This window comes from Planctopirus hydrillae (assembly GCF_001707835.1).
In the GTDB taxonomy this organism is placed as follows: domain Bacteria; phylum Planctomycetota; class Planctomycetia; order Planctomycetales; family Planctomycetaceae; genus Planctopirus; species Planctopirus hydrillae.
Map to the genome: position 1 here is coordinate 67,227 of NZ_LYDR01000159.1, position 15,916 is coordinate 83,142.

General features: G+C 53.3%; 15 protein-coding genes. 11 read left to right on the forward strand and 4 right to left on the reverse strand.

Annotated elements, in window-relative coordinates:
• Positions 1-27: 27 nt before the first annotated feature.
• Entirely contained in the window at positions 28-249 is a 222-nt protein-coding gene (locus A6X21_RS24170; RefSeq protein ID WP_110766523.1) for a hypothetical protein, read from the forward strand.
• A 131-nt stretch (positions 250-380) separates the two neighbouring features.
• A complete protein-coding gene (locus A6X21_RS23390) occupies positions 381-869 on the forward strand; it encodes a free L-methionine (R)-S-oxide reductase MsrC (protein WP_068853499.1) in 489 nt (162 codons plus the stop codon).
• 35 nt (positions 870-904) lie between these two features.
• Here the strand turns inward: A6X21_RS23390 and A6X21_RS23395 are convergent, their stop codons facing one another.
• From A6X21_RS23395 to A6X21_RS23405, 3 genes are all read right to left on the reverse strand, one after another.
• Positions 905-1,237: a hypothetical protein gene (locus A6X21_RS23395; RefSeq protein ID WP_131818524.1), complete on the reverse strand. Its 333-nt coding sequence runs from the start codon at positions 1,235-1,237 to the stop codon at positions 905-907.
• Positions 1,238-1,250: 13 nt separating this feature from the next.
• Positions 1,251-1,847, reverse strand: a complete 597-nt coding sequence (locus A6X21_RS23400; RefSeq protein WP_068853503.1) for a TIGR03067 domain-containing protein — start codon at positions 1,845-1,847, stop codon at positions 1,251-1,253.
• Positions 1,848-1,910: 63 nt separating this feature from the next.
• Entirely contained in the window at positions 1,911-2,951 is a 1,041-nt protein-coding gene (locus A6X21_RS23405) for a transaldolase family protein (protein ID WP_068853505.1), read from the reverse strand.
• A gap of 203 nt (positions 2,952-3,154) precedes the next feature.
• Between A6X21_RS23405 and purB the strand changes: the two genes are divergently transcribed.
• The 8 genes from purB to A6X21_RS23445 all read left to right on the forward strand — a co-directional run bounded on the left by purB (position 3,155) and on the right by A6X21_RS23445 (position 12,713).
• Complete coding sequence (gene purB / locus A6X21_RS23410) at positions 3,155-4,585, forward strand: adenylosuccinate lyase (RefSeq protein WP_068853507.1); 1,431 nt, start codon at positions 3,155-3,157, stop codon at positions 4,583-4,585.
• 92 nt (positions 4,586-4,677) lie between these two features.
• Positions 4,678-5,784, forward strand: a complete 1,107-nt coding sequence (locus A6X21_RS23415; RefSeq protein WP_068853509.1) for a DUF1559 family PulG-like putative transporter — start codon at positions 4,678-4,680, stop codon at positions 5,782-5,784.
• A 64-nt stretch (positions 5,785-5,848) separates the two neighbouring features.
• Positions 5,849-7,000: a DUF1559 family PulG-like putative transporter gene (locus A6X21_RS23420; protein WP_068853511.1), complete on the forward strand. Its 1,152-nt coding sequence runs from the start codon at positions 5,849-5,851 to the stop codon at positions 6,998-7,000.
• A gap of 218 nt (positions 7,001-7,218) precedes the next feature.
• Positions 7,219-7,605 (forward strand): hypothetical protein, encoded by a 387-nt coding sequence (locus A6X21_RS23425; RefSeq protein WP_068853513.1) that lies wholly within the window; start codon positions 7,219-7,221, stop codon positions 7,603-7,605.
• 291 nt (positions 7,606-7,896) lie between these two features.
• A complete protein-coding gene (locus A6X21_RS23430; RefSeq protein WP_068853537.1) occupies positions 7,897-8,907 on the forward strand; it encodes a DUF1559 domain-containing protein in 1,011 nt (336 codons plus the stop codon).
• A 423-nt stretch (positions 8,908-9,330) separates the two neighbouring features.
• Positions 9,331-11,058, forward strand: a complete 1,728-nt coding sequence (locus tag A6X21_RS23435) for a choice-of-anchor I family protein (RefSeq protein ID WP_131818525.1) — start codon at positions 9,331-9,333, stop codon at positions 11,056-11,058.
• A gap of 104 nt (positions 11,059-11,162) precedes the next feature.
• Positions 11,163-12,119: a DUF1559 domain-containing protein gene (locus A6X21_RS23440; protein ID WP_068853517.1), complete on the forward strand. Its 957-nt coding sequence runs from the start codon at positions 11,163-11,165 to the stop codon at positions 12,117-12,119.
• Between the two features lie 165 nt (positions 12,120-12,284).
• Entirely contained in the window at positions 12,285-12,713 is a 429-nt protein-coding gene (locus A6X21_RS23445) for a carboxypeptidase-like regulatory domain-containing protein (RefSeq protein WP_068853519.1), read from the forward strand.
• A gap of 44 nt (positions 12,714-12,757) precedes the next feature.
• Here A6X21_RS23445 and A6X21_RS23450 read toward each other — a convergent pair whose 3' ends face one another.
• On the reverse strand, positions 12,758-14,944 hold the full coding sequence (locus A6X21_RS23450; protein WP_068853521.1) for a diguanylate cyclase: 2,187 nt from the start codon (positions 14,942-14,944) through the stop codon (positions 12,758-12,760).
• Between the two features lie 434 nt (positions 14,945-15,378).
• Between A6X21_RS23450 and A6X21_RS23455 the strand changes: the two genes are divergently transcribed.
• Positions 15,379-15,916: ATP-binding protein (locus A6X21_RS23455; RefSeq protein ID WP_315851686.1), on the forward strand; the 538-nt coding region annotated here is incomplete at its 3' end.

Sequence of the window (15,916 nt, forward strand, 5' to 3'; positions counted from 1 at the left end):
CGCTGCTCTGAGCGAGCATGTCTTCACATGGCCACTTTTCTAATTCATCGCCGGGTGGCCCGGCCAACTCATCGCCGGGTGGCCCGGCCAACTCATCGCCGGGTGGCCCGGCCAACTCATCGCCGGGTGGCCCGGCCAACTCATCGCCGGGTGGCCCGGCCAACTCATCGCCGGGTGGCCCGGCCAACTCGTGGCCGGGTCGTCGTACGGAGTACGACGACAAGAAGCCGCGCCATGCGTGTTCGATGAGCTTGTCAAAACCTCCCACAGAGAGGCACACTGGTAAAACTGAGTATCAATCTCAGCAGCCCTGTGCCAGCATGTCTTCAAGGGGACACTGTTCCAATTCACGACCGATAATCTGCAGGCAATCACCTCGAATGCACGAAACGTCCATTACCGATGCACACACTTTAGCCCCCACCGAGCTTTACGCTATACTAGCGCATCAACTGCGCGCCATCACCCAAGATGAACCCGACTGGATTGCCAACACCGCCAACTGTGCCGCCCTGCTTTATCACAACCTGCCCCAAATCAACTGGGCGGGCTTTTACTTTCTGCAGGGAAATGAACTGGTGCTCGGGCCATTCCAAGGTCGCCCGGCCTGTGTCCGCATTCCCGTCGGTAAGAGCGTCTGCGGCACTGCAGCACAAACCCTCGCTGTGCAGATCGTCCCCAATGTTCACCAATTCCCGGGGCACATCGCCTGCGATTCCGCCTCGAACTCCGAGATTGTGCTGCCAATCTGTTCTGGCCAGAAGCTCCTCGGAGTCCTCGACATCGACAGCCCACAATTCGATCGCTTCAATCAACAAGACGCGGTCGGCTTGCAATCACTGATCGATGTGCTTGTGGGAACTTACTGAAGAATCACGATTGAAATTGTCTCAATAAAATGAATCTAGAGCGGGCTTTGACTCAGGTTCATGCCTAATACTCCAATCCATATCAGCACCGCGATAGGCATAAACAGCACATAACAGCCTGCGCAGTAGAATTTAAGGTCTTTCGGGGCGTGCAACTGCCCTATGACCCACACTCCCCACACCAACGCAGCAACTTCGAGCAGCGACAAGATCATGAAGAGTGTCGCATCATCAGGAAAAACCCACTGCTGAGACACAGCGCCAGCCCAGACCAAAGGCAGAAGTAGTGGAACCCCAAGTATGATCATCAGGCTGCGAGTCATCGCCATGTAGGAATACTCTGCCAGAGGATAAATCTCGCGGGTCAACTCGGAGTGAACCTTATTTTTTATTGACCACGCGCTCGAACTTGAAAAGAATCGTGCGCGATGTATCGGTCGATTCAAAGACATCCGGCCGAGGGGCAGCAGGGTCGAGATGGCCGCAAATGACCAGGCGGCCTTTTTCATCAAACTGGTAAATAGAACCTGTTGTTTGTCCCTGTTGCGGGCCTTCTTCCGCCGTCAGTTCGATCTGGTGCGGCTCACGATCTGTTAAGAGCTGGTAACGGAACTTAATCGGAGTCGGGGCAGGTGGTGGTAGTTCCCCTTCCTTCAGTTTGCGAACAGGTGCGGGGGGATAAAGCTTCAGCTCTTCTTTGTCAAACACCACCTTCAGCCCGGCAATATTCTCCATGGGGATCGGCAGACCCAGAAAGATAAACTCCACCGGTACCCACTCACCCAGAATCCGCTCGGCATCCGCAGGAACCTCCCCGGCAGGTGCCTGCTGCGCCACTTGGCCACTGGTTAAAGCAGCGGGTGGTTCAGCAAATGCCAGGTTAAAACAGGAAATCGACAGCCCGGTGAATAGACTGAGACACAAACCGGGCCGAAGCGCGACCAGTTTGTGTCTCATAAGAAATGTTGTTCGTTGCATATTCTTCTCCTGCATCAGTCTGGCAAATCGCTGCCAAGGCTCATGCCGAGAGACACTTCGGCTCTAACGCTTGGAAGCGATCACCTGAAGAAGTGACTTGAATGGGTCGGCGAACTTGGCCAGGCCCTCTTCCATCAGAACTTGTTCCATCTTGGCAAAATCGACCTTCGCATCGATATCGGCCAGAACGTCGGCTGGTGGCAATTGATCCACTTTGCGGGTGTAAACCTTACCTGTCAGGCTCTGCACCGCTGCGTTCGTCGCCGGTGGGTTGGTCTGAATATCGGAACCAGCCAGAGCACTCACATAGCGATCAGGAGCTTCAGCCGGATCTTTTGTTCCCGTGCTTGCGAAGATGATTTCCTGCTGAAGTGGCAGCTTCTTGTCGGCCCAGAACTTCTGGTTCTCTGCCCAGAGCCTTTGGGCATTCACAATCCCGACCTGACCTTGAGCCGCAGGGATCAATGTGGGAACGTGCTTCTTGGTATAGACATCAATACGGCTCACAAAAATGCTGTAGACCGATTTGAAGCGTTCGAGCTTGCCGTGCCGCTGAGCACCCTTCCAAACCGCTTCCCGAGCCGCTTCGTACTGCCGTTCCGAGAAGATCAGCGTCACATTGAGCGTAATCCCGGAAGCGGCCAGTTCTTCGAGAGCAGCCAACCCACCCGGTGTCGCAGGCACCTTGATCATCCGGTTGGAATGTCCTGCCGCCCAGTGCTGACCCAGTTCGACATACTTCCTGGCCTTTTCGGCCACACTCAAAGTGTTCGCAGTATCTTCCAGAAGAGGATCAAGTTCGAAGCTCACATAGCCGTTATTGCCTGCGGATTCTGTGTAAACGCTGGCGAAAACTTCCTGCGCCTGGCGGACAAGGCGATCGGTCATCGCCCAGGCAATCGCTTCATCGGAATGCCCTTCGGCCACCAATGCGCGAATCTGATCATCAAAGCGACCTGTCTTCAGCAGGTCAGCAATGATAATTGGATTGGATGTGGCACCCGTGGCTCCAAATTTGCGGTTTTCGACGACCAGTGCCGGATCGATACTGTCGAGCCAGACTTTGGTGCCGCAGGCAACGAGGGTTTCAAGAGGTGTCGGCATGAGCAGGGCCTGTTTCCGAAAGAGAGCGTAAGACGACGGGATGAGTCGGCAACGTCTCGCCGACCTGTTAAAGTAGTTCCATCGTAACGCATGCACACGCCCGTGCCATATTCGGGCAAGAATTTTCCTGACTTCATGGTTTCTGACATTCGGTTTGTTCGGGTTCCAGCAGCCCGCAACAGGCCTTTCAACCGGAGTTTTCCGTGTCTCACGAACATTACGACAACCCACTCGTTTCCCGCTACGCCTCCAAAGCCATGAGTGCCCTCTGGTCGCCGCAGGTGCGGCATGCCACCTGGCGCAAACTGTGGGTGGCACTGGCGGAAGCCGAACACGAACTGGGCCTGCCGGTTTCGCAAAGCCAGATCGATGAACTCAAGGCACATATCGACGACATCGACTTTGCCGTCGCCGCCCGCCACGAAAAAATATTGCGGCACGATGTCATGGCTCACGTCCACGCCTGGGGTGATCAATGTCCCTCAGCCCGGCCCATCATTCACCTGGGGGCCACCAGTTGCTATGTCACCGATAACGCCGACCTGATTCTCATGCGGCAAGGGATGGAACTGCTGCGGGATAAACTCGTCGCCACCATCGACCGGCTGTCGAAGTTTGCTGTCGAATACAAAGACCTCCCCTGCCTCGGGTACACCCATTTGCAGCCTGCCCAGCCGACAACGGTGGGAAAGAGAGCCACACTCTGGTGTTACGATCTGGTGCTCGATCTGGAAGATCTGGAACATCGCATCGAAAACCTGAGGTTCCGCGGCGCGAAAGGCACCACTGGGACTCAGGCGACATTCCTCACGTTGTTCAATGGCGATCACGCCAAGGTGGAAGAACTCGATCGCCGGGTGGCCGAAAAGATGGGTTTTGCCCAGCGCTGTGCCGTGACTGGCCAGACCTATACCCGCAAGCTCGATGTGCAGATTCTCGATGTTCTCGATGGCATCGCCCAGAGTGCCCACAAGACAGGGACCGATCTGCGCATTCTGCAAAGCAACAAAGAGATCGAAGAGCCGTTCGAGAAGGAGCAGATTGGCTCATCGGCCATGGCCTACAAACGCAACCCCATGCGGTCTGAGCGGATGTGCAGCCTCGCGCGGTTTGTCTCCAGTGTGACGGCCTCGATCGGTCAGACAGTTGCCACCCAGTGGATGGAACGAACTCTCGACGACAGTGCCGTCCGGCGGCTCTCCATTCCGCAGTCATTTCTCGCGACCGATGCCATTCTGATTCTCTATCGCAACGTCGTGGATGGACTGGTCGTTTACCCAAAGGTGATTACCCAAAGGCTCGCTGCCGAGTTGCCATTCATGGCCACCGAAGAGATTCTCATGGAGGGTGTGCGTGCCGGTGGCGACCGGCAGGATCTCCACGAGCGAGTCCGCATTCACAGTCAGGAAGCTGCTCGACAGGTCAAAGTGCACGGTTTACCCAACGATCTGATTGAGCGACTCAAGGGTGATGCCGCCTTTGCGAAGGTCGATCTGGGTGCTGCTCTCGATGCCCGGCGATTTGTAGGCCGAGCGCCGGAACAAGTCGAGCAATTTGTTTCCGAGATCATCACCCCCATCCGCCAGCGCTATCAAAGCATACTCGGTCTGGCGGCAGAAGAACTCAAGGTGTAGTCTCAATTGTAGCTGCACACCGACCATGAACACCCGGCCTCCATTGAGGCTACTGGTGTACGTGATCTGCAGCCCGAACGTGAGATGACATCATGAACATCCTGAAAATTGCTATCGGGCTGATTCTCACAAGTGTCGTGCTGGCGATTCTCAGTGGTGCACTTCTCAATGCACGAGAACAGGCTCGGCGATCTCAATGGATGTATACGCTCAAACAGATTGGTTACGCTCTCCATACCTACCATGATAATTACCGCTGCCTGCCACCTGGTGGAATCTTTAGTGAAGCAGGGCAAGGTTATCAGGGATGGCCTAGCCGTCTCGCTCCATTTCAATCCCAGACCCCCTTTTCGACTTGGGTTGATGATGGAATCCCCTGGGATGATCCCAGGCAAATCGAATGGTTTACTATGGCCCATTGCCGGGAAGGACGTTGGTGGCAAGACCCTGGCCTCACCCTTAAAGAGAAAAATACGTTCCCGCTCATCCATGTCGCGGCCAACTCCTGGGTCATGCATCGCAATAGTCATGTGACCTTGCAAGATGTGGGAGACCTCGCCTCGACAATTCTGGCAGCCGATGCTTCCGAACCATTTGATGTTTATGGTTCCACAACGGCCTGGAGAGACGCCAGCATTCCTGTCAACAGTTCTCCATCAGGTTTCAGCTCACATGGCCGTCTTATGACTCATTGTCTCATGGCCGATGCGACCGTCCGGTCTGTCGATGTGAACGTCGACGCATCGATCTGGAAACAGATGCAAGGGCCAGAGTCACTCAGGCCAATTGATAAACTTATTGACCGTATCCCAGGCATCCCCCCAGTTCCAACTCGCTTTGACCGCCGCATCTGGACTGACATGTTTCACAAAGACATCCAGCGAGCGACACTGACTGCTGATGGTCAACATTTGATTCTCAATACCGAGTGTGCCGATCCGTCGCTGCAGAGAGAACGGCGAGAGGAAGTCTTCCAATCCTGGCTGATTGAACTGGCCGCATTATGTGCAAAAGGGGATGTTCAATCGGCAAAGTTGTATCGTTATCCATCGCCCGAAGAGGTGAAGGTTCTATTGGCCTGCAAGAACCTTAAAACCGTGGATATTCGTGCGGTTCGAAATGCACCGGTGATTCGTCCACTGTTCGAACAAGAGTCACACCGAATCCAAATTATTGAGACGCCTGACACCTCGGAATAACGGGCTGCTGCTACTTAAAATGACATCTTATATCAGGTCATCATCAAGAATCTGAGGCCACATCATGAGATACCTGAAGATTGCCGCAGGAATCCTTTCTCCACTGCTTGTTGTGATGTTGATTCTACCGGCAATTCACCAATCCCGAGAAGCGGCTCGTCGCACGCAGTGGCGGAATAATCTCAAACAGATTGGTCTGGCACTTCATAACTATCATGATGTATTTAACACATTCCCACCGGGAGGTGTCTATAACTCGGAAGGACAGGGTTACATTGGCTGGCCTGTCCCCTTGATTCCTGACCTGGCGTGTACTCCATTCTACTATCGACTTGATCAGAATATCCCCTGGGATGATCCCCGGCAGGTCGAATGGTTTACAGATCGTCATTGCCGTGAGAATATTTCGTGGCTGGACCCCAGTCTTGAGACACCATCCTCCGCCAATGGCTATCCGCTGATTCATGTCGCGGCCAACTCCTGGGTCATGCATCGCAATAGTCACGTGACGCTTGACGATCTTGGCACTTCGGCTCACACGCTTCTCGCAGCCGATGCTTCCGAGCCGTTTGATATTTTTGCTTCAACGACTGCCTGGCGCGAAGTCAACATACCTCGAAACACCTCTCCATTCGGCTTCAGCTCCCACGGTCGAGAGGTCACTCATGGCCTCATGGGTGATGGTTCTGTCAAAACGGTCACTCTTGAAGCTGATGAATCCATCTGGCACGCCATGCAAGGGCCGGAATCACTCAGGCCGGCACCAGAATTGACGGCTCGCGAACCTGGAATTCCGCCACCTTTAAGTAAGCCATATGTAAAGCATCTTGGGAGTAGTTTGTATGGTAAGAATAACCCTGATCAGCGCGCTCGGCTATCCATCGACGGCCAGACTTTGACAGTCTCGACGGCAGCAGGTGATACTTCCCCTCGAGAAAAGCGATACGAACCCGCATATCTGAATTGGTTAGTCAGTTTGGAAAAACTTTGCCAGGAAGCCAGTATCAAGCAGGTGATCGTCAAAGGCACAGTGACTGCCGAAGAAATACGCGTGATCCTGCGGTCCCCGCATCTGGAGTCCATCGACATCAACGGTGTCGAGAATCCGGAGATCGTGCTTATCGAGGTAAAGAGCACACCGCGAAGAATTCAAGTTCTGAAGTCATCGTCAACTCATCGAGAAAACAATTCCACCGACGAAAATGTGAACCCTTGAAGCGACAAATCGATCGACTCGTTATCGCACGACCTATACACAATCCTCACTCTATAAGTCGGGTGCATGAAGTCTTCGGAATGCACCAGCTCTCGGGCCCGGTTGCATAGAACCGTCTTCTGCGATATAGCGGCCTTTGCCGTACTCATCCTCTGCGTCTTCATACCCCCAATGTCTATGGACAACCTCAAGCCCACTCCCACCGAAAAGTGCTCGTGATGAAACCATTCCAACTCCGGAGTCTCTTTTCGCCCGATGGCTGGCTGGGGCTCTCTCTTCTCCCGGCGGTGCTCATGGGAGTGATCCAGGTGGTCGTAGTTCTGTTTTATGTACGGAACGGGTGGCCGTTTCCTCGCAGTCTTGAAGTGGTGGAATTGCTGGGCTGGGCTGTCGTGTTGCGGCATTTTTTGTGGGTGATGAACCGCCGTTACCACTGGGGTCTGCAATTTGATCTGGGCCTCTATTCACCCATGCTGGAGGAGTTCCGAGGCCTATTCCGAGTAATCTTCACCTCCTGGACTGCCTGCGGCCTTCTGGTGGCCCTGTTCACGATTCGCGCTGTTCCTCTGATCATCCTCGACCTGGCCACTCGACCACTTTTCTAGTGGCGTCGAGCAAGCTCCCCTTTTGATCAGGCGTGCCTCCTGCGTTGCAACTTCTTATGCAAAAATCTGTTACGGGAAAACTTGATTGCTCCTGGAACTCTTTTTCACATCAAGGTTTGCCAAAAAGAACCTCGAAGCTTACAATTCTTTAACCATTGAGACTGAATCTCAGTCTTAATGACGCCAGCCAGAAAGTTGAACCGCACGCAGCGGGCTAACTTTCCCAGCCAGCCATGTTCGGCCCGCCGACTGACCTCTTTGCCCTGCCCGACATCGACTGGAGATCTCCCTATGAGAAATGCTCGCTCGGCATTTACGCTCATCGAACTGCTCGTCGTGATTGCCATTATTGCCATTCTGATTGCACTCCTCTTGCCGGCTGTGCAGCAGGCCCGAGAAGCAGCCCGCAGAACTCAGTGCAAAAACAACCTCAAGCAACTGGGCCTGGCACTCCACAACTACCACGATGCCTTCAGTGTCTTTCCACCTTCCGGCTGCATTGATCGCAACAGCACTTCACAACAGCCCTGGTCGGCTCAAGCCTTTATCCTCCCGTATCTGGATGGAGGCACTATCTACAGCAAAATGAACTTCTCGCTGGGCTATCACCATGCTGTGAACACCAGCGTTTATCCACCTTTCGGGCCGGCAGCCACCAAGGTCTCTGTCCTCATCTGCCCCAGTGATCCTGGTGATCGCGCTCGCTTGAACAGCAGTGGCACTCCCGAACATTACCCCCTGTGTTACGCCATGAACATGGGCCGCTATCTCGTTTACGACCCCAACAACGGGCAGAATGGCGGAGCCGCTTTTGCTCCCAATGGAAAACTCACGACCGCCAGCTTCACAGATGGGACCAGTAATACTATGGCCATGGCTGAAGTGAAGGCTTTTACACCTCGTTTTCACGACACCACCGGTGTGGCCACAGAGCCGACCGCTCCCAGCCAGGTTTCAGGAACCTATACTGCGGGCGGTGCCTGGTCTGCAGCCAATGGCCATACCGAATGGGTCTGCGGCAGAGCCATTCACACCGGCTTCACGACCACATTCGGCCCCAATACCACAGTCCCGCATGTCGAAGCGGGTGTGACTTATGACATTGATGTCTCCAGCAATCGCGAAGGAACCAGCCTCACCGCACCAACCTACGGCATCATCACGTCTCGCAGTTACCACGAAGGAATTGTGCAGTCGCTGTTAATGGATGGTTCAGTCCGCGCTGTTTCGGAAAACATCGACCTGGGAATCTGGCGAGCACTGGGGACACGCTCGGGTGGTGAAGTTCTCGGCGAGTTTTAATGCTCACCTCGCCTGATGCCGTCATGTTCTATGCTGGAACGTGACACAATTCATGGCTCGAGCGAACTCGTCGCATCATCCCGATGACAGAGAGTCGACGGTCTGCTGAACACAAAGTCCTGGTCTTCAGAGTTGGTCTCTGTTTGACATGCCAATCTTTTTGCACAGAAAGATCCATCCAGTGAGAAATCGCCGGGTGGATCTCGTCATTTTTTCAGATGTTGAATGGAATGCGTCATCATGAGCGCACACACATAGTCAGCCAAATTGCAAGAGCAACTCCAAAATCTTAACAAATCATCGTTTCCTCACGTGATGCTAACATTTTCTTCATAATCCACTCCTAATCTTCCGCGTCTTAACAATTCAGTCTTGGCGATGTCGCTAGATGAAGATGTTTTGGATCTCGGGAGTGCAGGCACCGTGCGGAAGTTCTGGGGGAAAGTGACAGGGCCGTGCCGCCTACTGAACAATCAGCAAGTCACTGCCTCGCTGGTGATTGCGGTCGAAATTTTCGTCGCTTCCCTGCTGGTTTGGACAGTGCCAGGCAACTGTGCAGCCGCCGCCGAGCCAGCCACAGCGGCCTTACCGAATCCATCTTCGCCAACACGAAATCCGAAGATTCGCCCTCGTGGTGGGGTTCAGCTCCAGTTCATCGGCCGTTTTCGGCACAGTGAAAAGTCAGGAACTTCAGCCACTGAAATCACAGCGTTTGACCCTTCAACCCGGCAACTTTTCGTCGTCAACGTGGAAGATCAGGCCATCGATGTCCTCGATCTGTCGCAACCCGCCCTGCCAGTAAGGGTTGATCAGATCTATGTCTCAGCTCTGGGAATACCCACATCCGTTTCAGCGAGGGCAGGACGAGTCGTGGCTTCTGTTGCTGCGGAAGATCGTCGCCAAAGAGGTCATGTCGTTCTGATTGACCCCGCCCGTCGCAAAATTATTCACCAGATCGAGGTGGGTTATGAGCCCGACTGTGTGGCACTGACAAATGATGGAAAACTGCTCGTCGTGGCCAACGAAGGTTCTCCGAATGAGAACTATGATTTTGATCCTGAAGGAACCATCAGCCTGATTGAGATTCCCGATGATCTGGCTCAAATAGCAAATGCGGAAATCACGACAATTGATTTCCGCCGGTACAACGACGATCCGGAGAAAATGGGGCCTGGAGTACGGATCTTTGGTCCGCAGGCAACAGTCGCTCAGGATCTGGAGCCCGAATACATCACGATCTCTGCCGATAGTCAGCGAGCCTGGGTGAGCCTGCAGGAAAATAATGCAATTGCCACCATTGATCTCGAACAGAAGTCTTTAATATCGGTGCAAGGCCTGGGCTATAAAGATCATTCCCAACCGGGAAATGGTTTCGATGCCAGTGATCGAGATCAAGCCATCAATATTCGGCCCTGGCCAGTCAAAGGCCTTTATCAACCCGATGGTCTCGCCAATTTTGTCTCCCATGGCAAGCGATATCTCGTCACCGCCAACGATGGTAAAGATCGAGACTACGAAGGATTCAGCGAGAGGGCCATGGTCAGCGATCTTCAGCTCGACCCGCGCAGGTTTCCTCAGGCGACTGAACTTCAAAAACCAGAGAATCTTGGTCGCTTACGAGTCTCCAAAACCACGGGTGATCTGAATGGCAATGGACTGATCGACGAACTGCATGCCTTTGGCGGAAGATCTTTTTCCATCTGGGATGAGCAATTCCACCAGGTATTCGATTCCGGCGATCAGTTCGAGTCGATTGTGGCCAGTCAGCAACCACACGACTTTAACAGTGATCATGAAAAGCGGGAATTCGACAGCCGAAGTGCAGCGAAAGGCCCAGAACCCGAGAGTGTGGTCGTCACTGAGATTGGTACAAAGAAAATCGCCATCATCGGTCTTGAACGTCAATCGGGCCTGATGGTCTATGATGTCACGAACCCTGCGAAACCCGTCTTTGAACAGTTCCTCAGTACACGAAGTGAATCGACACCGTCGGATATAGTATCTCCAACGGGCCATGAGGGAGATTTAGGCCCGGAAGGGTTGTTAGTGATCCCTGCTCAAGACAGTCCGACGAAGACACCACTACTCGTTGTTGCCAACGAAATCAGTAACACCACCGTAATCTACGAGATCAGGCTGCGTACGCCCTGATCAGTAGTCCCACACGACCCTGTTGTTAAGTAACAACAGGAAATGAATCTGTCATGCGGTCACTATTTTCTGTATCTGTGTCATCCTGACTAGAAAGATCTCCGATGCCTTCTGCTGCAAAGCCGTTATCGACGATGTATCGCCGTGGTTTTACTTTGATCGAACTTCTTGTGGTCATTGCGATCATTGCGATCCTGATTGCGCTGCTACTACCTGCGGTGCAACAGGCACGGGAAGCAGCCCGCCGCTCACAGTGCCGTAATAACCTCAAGCAGATCGGACTGGCACTCCATAACTATCACGATAACTTCAGCGTCTTCCCACCCGGGGCCCTCGCGATGAATGTCACCACAGGAGTGGCTTATAAGCTGGGTGATGCCGAGCCAAGCCGCTCGAACGTGGGTGGCGGCTGGGGATGGAGCACCTTTATTCTGCCATTCATTGATCAGGCTCCGCTCTATTCATCGCTCAATCCCAATGGGAATAACTTCCCTCTCAACCCGACGGCATTAACCAGAACGATTCTCCCGGTTTATATCTGCCCTTCAGAAGCCAGCCCGAACATTGTCCGCGCTCAGGCTTTGGGTGGCGATGGCATCAGCGATGGCCATGCCAAGCTTTCGTATCCTGCCATCTGGGGAAGCACCACGGTCAACTATGTTGATACCCGCTCCGGTGTGAACAAAGGAATCTTTGGCTATAACAGCGCGACACGTATTCGCGACATCACCGACGGCACCAGCAACACATTGATGGTCACAGAACGACTTTACGACGGTGGTGATTCCGAAACCCGTCGCGGAGGGATCTGGGCAGGTCGTTCTTCTGGTGCGACCAATGCCAACTCCGGAAATAAATACTCCAATCTCGTGCGTGCTGAGAACCTGCCCGACTGGCTGATCAAGGGGACCAACAACAATGCCCCGACCAGCTTCCACACCGGTGGCGTCCATTTCGTGATGGCAGATGGAAGTGTCCGCTTTCTCAGCGAAAACACCGATGGCAACACATACCAGCGCCTGGGCCAGATGGCTGATGGCCAGGTGTTAGGTGAGTTCTAGAATTGAGGACGATGCTTGAGAGATCGTCCTCAAGAGTAATTCACCCGCTATCGGGTAACCCTGATATCACGTGATCCAGAGCAGGAGCCATGTCCTGGGCTCCTGCTCTGGATCTTTAAAGATCATTCGCTTTTCTTATTAAGCGCATAGCTAAAGATTTCTCTCATGTTGATCCGCCATCTGCTCCCGCGTTTATGCTGCTTTGCCGGGTTGCTCATGCTTTTGGCAGGCTGTGGTGGTTCCTCGGTGACTTTGGTTCCTGTTACCGGAACGGTCTATCTGGATGACCAGCCTTTAGCCAATGCGAAGATCGTCTTTACCCCTGCTGAGGGAAGAGCATCGTTTGCCACGACAGATGCCCAGGGCCGCTACAAACTTCTCTATACAGCCGACCTGGCAGGAGCTGTCACCGGGAAGCATCGGGTCACAATCAGTACGTTTATAGAGCCCGATCCAGAATCATCAATTGAAGAGCGAAAACTGGGCCAGGTCGAGAAAGTTCCTGCGAAGTACAACAAGAAATCGACACTTGAAATGGAGGTCTCGACGGCTGATCGTGAGCCTATGGATTTCAAGCTCTCATCGAAGGACTAGATACTAGCGAACGATGATCGCCCATATTCCATCGAATTCGGAAGTTACCCGCCAATACCCGGCTGGCGATCGCAGGGAACGAGGTAGCTTTTCAGATCTTGCATCAATAGTTTCGCACGATTCTGAAAGATCGCTTGCGAGTTTGGCCGCCCTTTGGGCTGGATGGTGACACAGATTGCTTCTGGTGAATTCGGGCCACGCCTTGAAGCATGCCCTCGCTGCTCTTCCACAAGCTCTGGAAGCACAATCTCAAGAATCACCGGGCGAGTGCTGTTTGTCCAACCCCACATGCCGAAGATCGTCCCCTGCCCGCACTGCATTTTCACCCGGCCTGGCTCAACAACGAGCAATTTGGCCCGATGAGCTTCGACGAACCCCGCCATCTTGGGGACCACGCTTTGGCCCACCCCAATATAAAAACGCTGAATCAATCGCAGTGGATCTTCCTCTTCATCGGTCGAAAAGCGATGGGCCGACCGACGGGAATCTGTGGTCATTAAATGACAGGTGCGATTCCGACCCGTCTGCTTTGCCTGATACAGCGCTTTATCAGCCCGCTCGACCAGTGTGGCGACAGTATCTCCATTGACGACCTGCGACACACCAAACGATGCCGTAATTCGCAATGAGGGATAGTCGGCAAACCGCATCGATTGAATACTCATGCGGAAGCGTTCGCTTTTACGAACAGCCAGTTCCAGATCTGTCGCAGGGCAGAGCACAATAAACTCTTCACCGCCATAACGACCAATGATCTCGCCGGAATACGACTCGTGCTGGAGCAGTCGTGCCAGTTCGACCAGTACCTGATCTCCTACGGTATGACCATGTTTATCATTGATGCTCTTGAAATGATCGGCATCGACAAAAATGACACTGAAAACCTCGCTCTGGCTCTCGGAATTGTACTTCTTCAGCAACTGTTCAATTTGACTATCCAGCTCACCACGATTCGCAACTCGTGTCAGAGCATCGCGACTGGCCATCATTTTCAGGGCATGCACTTCAGGGGAAACGTGACTGGTTTCATCACGTTCTGTGCGGCGGTAGATCTCTGCCACAGCCTGCAGCCGCTGATTTCTATCAATCAGTGGAAAAGCCTGGAGCTCGACACTCACTGGCGCTCCTTCTCCATCCGTCATATTCAAGGTCGCTGCATAGCTGCTCCCCGTGGCAAAGATCGCCTCGAGCGGACACTGGGATGTAGCCAGTGGCACACCCCTGTCGTCGGCATATCCAAACACCTGCGGCTTCCAGATCGTATTGAGCACCTCTCTTGCTGGCCGACGATGAGTTTTGACGGCTCCACGATTCCAGACCAGCATGCGACGACTGCAATCGATAATACTGAATCCGTCATACAGTTCATCAAGAGTTTGCAGATAGCTGAATAAATGACTGAAGTTGGCAGCTTCAGCGAGCTCTGCATCACTGGCAGGCTGATAGTAATGAATCAGTGAATCATCATCATTCATCGTGCCGTCAAGCGCTGGCGGCCCATAGGTATGAATCCAGCGCTGCAGAGCCGAAACGATATTTCCATCAAATTGAGTCCCCGCATTCTCATTGAGCAGCTTGAGAATTTCATCGTGAGCTTTCGCCCGGCGAAAGACCTGGTCATTGCTGAGCGACTCGTAGGCATCAGCCACAACGAGAATACGTGCCCCCTGATGAATATCGCTGAATGTGGCATTCCCACCGGGTTCACGCGAATAGCGATGATGGGAATCCGTGATGATGCGGATAATCAGCGGATCAACCCGGCACATCTCCAGCAGATCAACGCCAATCAGATAACTCTTCGTCATCAGGCGCAGTTCATCAGAGTTCAAACGAGCCGGCTTGAAAAGAATACTGTCCGGCACACCGACCTTGCCGAGATCGTGCAGCAATGCGGCAATCTGAATGGCTCTGAGATTGCGGTCTTCCCATCCCAGATACTTGGCCAGGCCAGTGGCCAGTCGACCCACACGCTGGCTATGCCGCAGTGTGGCCGGGTCTCGGAATAAAAGACTGTTCAGCAGACTGCGAAAAACACGGGGACTGATCAAGCCACAAAGATTCGCATCAGCCCGTTCGGGAGCCGTATCACGTTCCGCGCGACGGACAAGATTGACCAGCCCTAACAGCACACGCGAGGAGTCGAGTGGATACGAAGTGTACGGTACAACATCACCGTTTCCAGCGGATGTTACGAGATCCAGTACAGCGGAATCCGACGTTAACGTCATTTACAGTACCGCAATATCTCAAAAGCGATCCCGCCTGATAGTCTGGACGTCGTTTCGACCAGTATCAACAGATGGAATCAGTGATCGTCCGTCCGATGAGATTCAGGTTTGGAAATTCCCACCAGAATTCATCGCGCTAACAACTCAAGCACTGCAGGAACCCTAGTTCCATTCCTGCCATTGTCAAACCTCTCTCCGGAAATGCGGCTGGAGTGAGAAACCTTTGACCGTACCGGACATTAAGGAAATCATTATTTTCATCGAATGGCAAAAGGTGCGATCATGGGTTCAAAATGCCACTGATTGATGAAACAATAGAAAGATTGACCGCCAAGTCGCGTAATTCACTGTTGGACAAATCCATTCCGCACTGTGGGAACAACGGATCCGTTTGATCAGTCCGCCCGGCGATTGCCTCTCAGAAATCAAGATTTATGAGTGCCCTCTTCCGAAAACGTCGCACGCTGCACCTGCCGATTACACTCAGCGTGACTTTGATCGTGCTGAACGTGACTTTAATGGTTGTATGGATTGTGCTGTTCGCCCAGAACACGTGGTGGGCAGCACTGGTGCTGGGCGTGGTGGTTTTCACGCTGATTCTCACCGGCCTTTCGATCTACATGGTGCTCATGATCAAAGAAGTCAGGCTCAATCAAAGGCAGGCCAATTTTGTCGATGCCGTCACCCATGAACTGAAATCGCCCATTGCTTCACTCAGCCTGCATCTGGAAACCTTGACTCTGCGCAGTCTTTCCGATGATCAGCGGCAAAAGTTTTATGCCACCATGGAACGCGAGCTCGAGCGACTGGATCATCTGATTACACAACTGCTCGATGTCGGACGGCTCAATGCAACCGGGACTCAGGCCGCTGCCACCGACTTGATTCTCGACAGACTCTTCGATCTGACGAAGATAATGACCGCGTCGATGGGTTCCGTTTCGAGAATGCGGGCGAGAACTGCTTCCTTCT

What these genes read in the sequence shown, in the direction of transcription:
- A6X21_RS23445 (WP_068853519.1), top strand. Translation starts at nt 12,285, where the DNA reads ATGTTGATCCGCCATCTGCTCCCGCGTTTATGCTGCTTTGCCGGGTTG.
- A6X21_RS23415 (WP_068853509.1), top strand. Translation starts at nt 4,678, where the DNA reads ATGAACATCCTGAAAATTGCTATCGGGCTGATTCTCACAAGTGTCGTG.
- A6X21_RS23420 (WP_068853511.1), top strand. Translation starts at nt 5,849, where the DNA reads ATGAGATACCTGAAGATTGCCGCAGGAATCCTTTCTCCACTGCTTGTT.
- A6X21_RS23400 (WP_068853503.1), bottom strand. Translation starts at nt 1,847, where the DNA reads ATGCAACGAACAACATTTCTTATGAGACACAAACTGGTCGCGCTTCGG.
- A6X21_RS23430 (WP_068853537.1), top strand. Translation starts at nt 7,897, where the DNA reads ATGAGAAATGCTCGCTCGGCATTTACGCTCATCGAACTGCTCGTCGTG.
- A6X21_RS24170 (WP_110766523.1), top strand. Translation starts at nt 28, where the DNA reads ATGGCCACTTTTCTAATTCATCGCCGGGTGGCCCGGCCAACTCATCGC.
- A6X21_RS23440 (WP_068853517.1), top strand. Translation starts at nt 11,163, where the DNA reads ATGCCTTCTGCTGCAAAGCCGTTATCGACGATGTATCGCCGTGGTTTT.
- A6X21_RS23390 (WP_068853499.1), top strand. Translation starts at nt 381, where the DNA reads ATGCACGAAACGTCCATTACCGATGCACACACTTTAGCCCCCACCGAG.
- A6X21_RS23425 (WP_068853513.1), top strand. Translation starts at nt 7,219, where the DNA reads ATGAAACCATTCCAACTCCGGAGTCTCTTTTCGCCCGATGGCTGGCTG.
- A6X21_RS23450 (WP_068853521.1), bottom strand. Translation starts at nt 14,944, where the DNA reads ATGACGTTAACGTCGGATTCCGCTGTACTGGATCTCGTAACATCCGCT.
- A6X21_RS23405 (WP_068853505.1), bottom strand. Translation starts at nt 2,951, where the DNA reads ATGCCGACACCTCTTGAAACCCTCGTTGCCTGCGGCACCAAAGTCTGG.